Below are 1012 nucleotides of genomic sequence, written 5' to 3' on the forward strand. Positions count from 1 at the left end.
GGTCGATGAGCTCGTTGGCCGCGTGGGCCAGCAGGTCACGCTGGAGTCCGGGCAGGCCCAGGCAGTCGTGCAGGTAGGCCTCGACCTCGATCTGCCCGGCGTCGCCGCCGAGGGTGAAGTAGTGGAACCACAGCTGCTTCACCTGGATGCCGGCCCGGCCGGTGACCTCGCGCAGCAGGCGGGCTTGTTCCGCCCCGACACCGTCGTCATCCACGGGTGCCCCTCACCCTTCCGGGTCCGGGCGGCGCTGAAGGATCTGACGGGCGACCACGGCCATGGGCCGGCCCTGGGCCAGTGAGGCCGTGAGCAGCACGGCGTGGGCGTCGTCGGGGTCGGTGGCCCGTTGTTCCATCAGCATCCCGGTGGCCCGGTCGATCGCCTGCCGATCCTCCAGCCCGGCCTGCAACGCAGCACTGAGCCGATGCGGGGCGTCCGCAGTCTGGGCTGCGCCCAGCAGGGTGGCCGCCGCGGCGGCCAGCAGGCCCAGCTGCTGCTCCTCGTGGCCGGTGAAGGCGTGGGCGACGGTGGCGTAGATCTTCATCACCCCCAGGCACCGGTCCTGGAACACCAGCGGGACGCTGAGCATCGAGCGGATCCCCGAGGCGGCCGCGGCCGCGCACCACTGGGGCCACCGGTCGTCGTCGGTGGTGTCGTTGACGCGCTGGAGGGTCGCGGTGGCCCAGGCGTGCAGGCAGGGGCCGTTGCCGAGGTCGTACTGGAGCGCGTCGGCGGCCTCCACGAGATCATCGGTGGCCCCGGCACTGGTCCGGGTGCCGTGGGTGTCGATCAGCGAGACCCCGGCACCGGCCGCGGAGGGGATGAGGTCTCGGGCGACCTGGGCCAGGCGGTGCACCGCGGCCGTGGCGTGCTCCTGGGACAGGAACATGTTCTGAAGGCGGGCGAAGACCGTGGTCAGCTCCGTCGTGTGGGATTCGGTGTGCATGAGGTCCTCCTGGGCCCAGCGGGGCCGGGCGAGTCCACTGGGCACCAGACGCTGTCGCGGCGGCATCGA

General features: G+C 72.3%; 1 protein-coding gene and 1 pseudogene. Both read right to left on the bottom strand.

What is annotated here, in order from left to right:
• Nucleotides 1-214, bottom strand: a pseudogene (locus tag RF647_RS19010) (hypothetical protein); the annotation flags it as partial.
• A gap of 9 nt (nt 215-223) precedes the next feature.
• Nucleotides 224-1012: GAF and ANTAR domain-containing protein (locus RF647_RS19015; protein ID WP_368813097.1), on the bottom strand; the 789-nt coding region annotated here is incomplete at its 5' end.

The sequence above is a fragment of the Kocuria sp. CPCC 205263 genome, from assembly GCF_040981075.1.
GTDB lineage: Bacteria > Actinomycetota > Actinomycetes > Actinomycetales > Micrococcaceae > Kocuria > Kocuria rosea.